The 4,294-nt window shown below is 73.3% G+C and carries 6 protein-coding genes and 1 pseudogene; 2 read left to right on the top strand and 5 right to left on the bottom strand.

Features of this window, described 5'->3' with window-relative positions; all coding sequences use genetic code 11:
- The 5 genes from HW445_RS20215 to HW445_RS20195 all read right to left on the bottom strand — a co-directional run.
- The coding region (locus HW445_RS20215) for a response regulator transcription factor (RefSeq protein ID WP_180222396.1) at positions 1-651 on the bottom strand (651 nt) is incomplete at its 3' end.
- Positions 636-2,135, bottom strand: coding sequence for an ATP-binding protein (locus HW445_RS20210; RefSeq protein WP_180222395.1), 1,500 nt, complete (start codon positions 2,133-2,135; stop codon positions 636-638). The genes HW445_RS20210 and HW445_RS20215, both read right to left, overlap by 16 nt.
- The gene (locus HW445_RS20205; protein ID WP_180222394.1) at positions 2,062-2,418 is read right to left on the bottom strand and encodes a small secreted hydrophilic protein; all 357 of its coding nucleotides are present in this window, start codon (positions 2,416-2,418) and stop codon (positions 2,062-2,064) included. The genes HW445_RS20210 and HW445_RS20205 overlap by 74 nt, the downstream gene beginning before the upstream one ends.
- A 127-nt stretch (positions 2,419-2,545) precedes the next feature.
- Positions 2,546-2,827, bottom strand: coding sequence for an Lrp/AsnC family transcriptional regulator (locus HW445_RS20200; RefSeq protein ID WP_151772883.1), 282 nt, complete (start codon positions 2,825-2,827; stop codon positions 2,546-2,548).
- Positions 2,824-3,555: a rhomboid family intramembrane serine protease gene (locus tag HW445_RS20195; protein ID WP_180222393.1), complete on the bottom strand. Its 732-nt coding sequence runs from the start codon at positions 3,553-3,555 to the stop codon at positions 2,824-2,826. The genes HW445_RS20200 and HW445_RS20195 overlap by 4 nt, the downstream gene beginning before the upstream one ends.
- A gap of 145 nt (positions 3,556-3,700) precedes the next feature.
- On the opposite strand from HW445_RS20195, the gene HW445_RS20190 reads away from it, so the two are divergent.
- The gene (locus tag HW445_RS20190) at positions 3,701-3,940 is read left to right on the top strand and encodes a hypothetical protein (protein WP_151772881.1); all 240 of its coding nucleotides are present in this window, start codon (positions 3,701-3,703) and stop codon (positions 3,938-3,940) included.
- A 58-nt stretch (positions 3,941-3,998) separates the two neighbouring features.
- A pseudogene (locus tag HW445_RS20185) lies at positions 3,999-4,294 on the top strand (RNA-binding protein); the annotation flags it as partial.

Here is a 4,294-nt window from a genome sequence, read left to right as displayed (position 1 = left end):
GCGGTAGCCCATCCCGCGCACGGTCTCCAGGCGGGCGGCGCCCAGCTTCCTGCGCAGCGCGCGGACGTAGACGTCGACGATGTTGGAGCCCGGGTCGAAGTCGTAGCCCCAGACCTGCGACAGGATCTGCTCGCGGGAGAGCACCTGCCCGGGGTGCCGCAGGAACAGCTCCAGCAGCACGAACTCCCGCGCCGTCAGGTCGACCGTCCGGTCCTCGGCGCGGGCGCGGCGGGTGCGCAGGTCCAGGGAGAGCGTGCCCGAGCGCAGCACCGTGACCTCCGGCGCGCGGGCCGCGGTGCGCACCCGCAGCCGCACCCGGGCCAGCAGCTCCTCGAAGCGGAACGGCTTGGTCATCCAGTCGTCCGCCCCGCCCTCGAGCCCGGCCACCGTGTCGCGCACCGAGTCCCGGGCGGTCAGCACGATCACCGGCACCGTCACCCGGTCCTCGCGCAGCCGGCGCAGCACCGTGAAGCCGTCCTGGCCGGGCAGGCCGATGTCGAGGATCACGAGGTCGAAGCCGCCGGAGGCGGCGTGGTCGTACCCGGTGTCCCCGTCGCCGGCGACGGTGGTGAGATACCCCTGGGCGCGCAGCCCCTTCTCGACGAAGGAGGCGATCCGCTCCTCGTCCTCCACGATCAGGATGCGTTCCACGACGTGCGTTCCTCCTCCACGACCAGGACGAAGGTGGCGCCGCCGCCCTCGGTGTCCTCCAGCCGTACGTGTCCGTGATGGCCCTCGGCTATCGCCTTCACGATGGACAGGCCGAGCCCCGCGCCCGAGCCGAGGGAACCCCTGCGGGCGGCGCCGCGCCGGAACCGCTCGAAGATGACCTCGGCGTCCTCCGGGCGCACGCCCGGGCCGGAGTCCGCCACCCAGAGCTCGACCCGCCCCCCGGCGGTCCGCGAGCCGATGCGTATCGAAGCCCCCGGCACCGTGTGCTGCACCGCGTTCTGGGCGAGCTGCACCATGGCCTGGGTGATCCGCTGCCCGTCCAGCCGCGCCCGCCGGTCCGCCACCTCGGCCAGCTCCCAGCGGCGGTCGCCCAGCGCGCGGGTCTTCACGAAGACGTCGGCGGTCAGCTCGGCGAGCTGCACCTCCTCGGGACGGATGAAGTCGGGCCGTTCCGCCTTGGCGAGCAGCAGCAGGTCCTCCACGATCCGGCTCATCCGGTCCAGCTCGTCGGTGACCAGCCGGACCGTCTCCTCCCGTTCGGCCGGGTCGTCCCCCATCAGCTCCAGGTGGCCGCGCACGATGGTGATCGGGGTGCGCAGTTCGTGCCCGGCGTCGTCGACGAAGGTGCGCTGCGCGGCGAAGGCCCGCTCCAGGCGGTCCAGCATGGCGTTGAAGGTCTCGGCGAGCGCCGCCACGTCGTCCCGCCCGTGCACGGGTATCCGGCGGGTCAGGTCCTGCTCGGTGAGTTCGGCGGCGGCGGTGCGCACCAGGCGGACCGGCAGCAGTATGCGGCCGGCGACCACCCAGCCGATGCCGGTGGTCATCAGCAGGGCCACGGCGGAGATGACCAGCAGCACCCGGAAGACGTCGTCGGCGCGTTCCCGTTCGCGTTCCGGGTGGAAGGCGACCACGAACGCGGCCTCCGGCCCGCCGTCCCTGCGGGCCACGGTGACCTTCGCCCAGCGCACCCCGTCGTCGGAGCCGGCGGCGTGCGGCGCGTCGAAGATCCGCCGCAGCGCCGCCGCGTCCCGGAACAGCGGTCCGTCCACCCGCAGTTGCCGGTTCTGGACGATCTGCGCCGGATCGGTGCCGGGCGCGCCGACCAGCCCGATGAGCTCCTCGTCGGGGTCGGCGTACTGACGCTCGAGGAAGACGCGGAGCAGCCGGGCCGGCTCGGCGAAGGGGCGGCCGGTGTCCGGGTCCTTGCCGCGGCGCTGGAAGTTGGCGAACTCGCCGGTCTCCTGCGCGAGCAGCCGGTCCACGCGGTGGTCGACGTCGCGCAGCAGGATCGAACGGGTGGTGGCGGCGACCGCGCCCAGCGCGACCGACATCACCAGCAGCAGCCACAGCAGGATCCGGACGCGGGCGGTGAGGCGGCGGGGCAGCCGGTCAGTCGTCGGCGTCGTCGTCGCCCGGGCCGTCGTCGCCGTCGTCCCCGGCGTCGTCCGCGGCGGCGTCGTCATCGGAGGTGTCGTCCCCGCTCGTGTCGTCGGCGTCGTCCGCGCCGTCGTCGTCATGGTCGTCGTCGGAGGCGTCACCGCCCGGCGGGCGGTCGCTCACCTCGGGGCCGGGGACGAGGACGTCGGAGGGCGTCGGGTCGGGGGACGGGGTCCCCACCAGTTCCACCCTGGCGGGCGCCTCGCGCGGTGCGTCGGGCCGGTCGGACAGGGCGTAGCTGGTCGCCGCGATGCCCAGGGGCACGGCGACGACCGCGGCCAGGGCGGCGATGCGGTGCGAAAGCTGCATGGGGCGAGCATGTCCGCCGCACCCGCGCGCCCGGATGAACCGGGGATGAGGATTCCTTCATCGACCGGCCGGCCGGTCACGCCCGGCGCCGGCCGCCGGTGCGCCGTGGGTCGGGAGTCGCCGTGGGTCAGGAGTCGAGGCCGATCGCGAACGCGGCCTCCAGGTCGTGCTGCGAGTAGGTGCGGAACGCGACGTGCGTGTCGGTGCCCAGCACGCCAGGGATCTTGCTGATGCTGCCCGGGATGACCTCCGCCAGGTCGTCGTGCTCGCGCACCCGCACCATGGCGATCAGGTCGTAGGTGCCGGTCACCGAGAAGACCTCGCTGACGGAGTCCAGGGCGGCGATCTCCTGGGCGATCTCGGGGATCCGGTCCACGCTGGTCTTGATGAGCACGATCGCGGTGATCACGGCTGGTTCTCTCCCTGGGTGGCCGTCGCTGGTGGATTCACTGTAGTCGCCCGCCGGAACCCCATCCGCGCGGTGGCGAACCCGAGCCCGAAGCCCACCAGGTGGGCCAGGTAGGCCACGCCCGGCCCGTCCCCGGCGCGCTCCGCGCCGAGCCACTGGAGGGCCGCCCAGAACGGCAGCACTACCCAGGCGGGCAGCCGCACCGGAAGGAAGAGGAGGAACGGCAGCAGACTGGTGACCCGCGCCCGCGGGAAGAGGTGGAGGAACGCCCCGAGCACCGCCGACACCGCGCCGGACGCCCCCACCAGGGACTGCTCGGAGGAGGCGTTGGCGAGCGCGTACCCGAGCAGCGCCAGGCTTCCGCAGCCCAGGTAGAACACCGCGAACCGCCCGCTGCCCATCCGCCGTTCGGTCATCACTCCGAAGACCTGGAGGAAGAGCATGTTGCCCAGCAGGTGCAGCCACCCGCCGTGCACGAACAGCGCGGTCAGCGGGGTGAGCAGCGAGTCCGGGGCGCCGGACAGCAGCTCCGCCGGCACCACCCCCCAGCGCCGGAAGCAGGCGCGCTGCGCCGCCAGGAGTTCCTCGCCCGTGCCGTACACGGGGTTGAGGCCGGAGGCGGGACCGAGTACGAAGAGCACCACGCACAGCGCCGTCAGGCCATGGGTCACGGGCGCCGGCCGGCTCCGGACCGCCGCGGCGAACGCCGTGCTCCAGTCGCGGATCATGCACGAAGTGTGACGCACCGGACACGGGTCGGGGGTGCCGCCTCGCCGCCGTGGACAGGCGAGCGACCGGCGGGCGAATGGCCGTAGGGTTACCACGCACAGGCACCAGCCGATGGAATCAGCAACAGAAAGGGCGAAGTCCGCGATGACGGTTCCCCTCCCCACCGAGACGACCCGCTGGCGGTGCACGCTCTGCGGCAACCTCACCCGCTTCGACGTCACCCGCTCCTCCAAGGTCGTCGAGTACGTCCATCTCGACCTGGCGGGCGAGCCCACGGTGGAGGAACGCGAGGTGGTCAGTGAGACCATCGAGTCGGTCCGCTGCCGCTGGTGCAACGCGGTGGACAAGGTGGAACTGGTGGACCGGCCCGGCGCCGGCTCCTGACGCGGCGGCCCAGCCCCCCGCGGGTTTCGGAAGACGGACGACGGACGAGGGATGACGGATGGCCGGTGACGGAGGCGGAAAGCCGGACGACGGCGCCGCTGAGGCGCTCGACCGTCCCCTGCCCGACGGTGTGCGCCGCCGGGTCGTCCAGATCGCCGCGGAGGCGTTCGGCTCGCTGACCGTCTCCGAACTGCCCGGCCAGCTTCGCCAGTACGCCCGCTTCACGCCCAGCCGGCGCGCCAAGTTCGCGGGCAACGCGATGGCCGCCGCGCTGGAGTCCGAGGCGCAGTTCCGGCAGCGCGTCGGGGAGAAGTTCCGCGAGGCCCACCCGGAGCTGGCGACGGCGCTGGAGAC

This window comes from Streptomyces sp. UH6 (genome assembly GCF_013421635.1).
Taxonomy (GTDB): domain Bacteria; phylum Actinomycetota; class Actinomycetes; order Streptomycetales; family Streptomycetaceae; genus Streptomyces; species Streptomyces abyssomicinicus.
Note: the sequence above shows the minus strand (reverse complement) of the source record. Positions and strands in the feature narration are given on the sequence as shown.

Coding starts and splice junctions, on each gene's coding strand:
- HW445_RS20190 (WP_151772881.1), top strand. CDS start 3,701: ATGACGGTTCCCCTCCCCACCGAGACGACCCGCTGGCGGTGCACGCTC.
- HW445_RS20195 (WP_180222393.1), bottom strand. CDS start 3,555: ATGATCCGCGACTGGAGCACGGCGTTCGCCGCGGCGGTCCGGAGCCGG.
- HW445_RS20205 (WP_180222394.1), bottom strand. CDS start 2,418: ATGCAGCTTTCGCACCGCATCGCCGCCCTGGCCGCGGTCGTCGCCGTG.
- HW445_RS20210 (WP_180222395.1), bottom strand. CDS start 2,135: ATGACGACGCCGCCGCGGACGACGCCGGGGACGACGGCGACGACGGCC.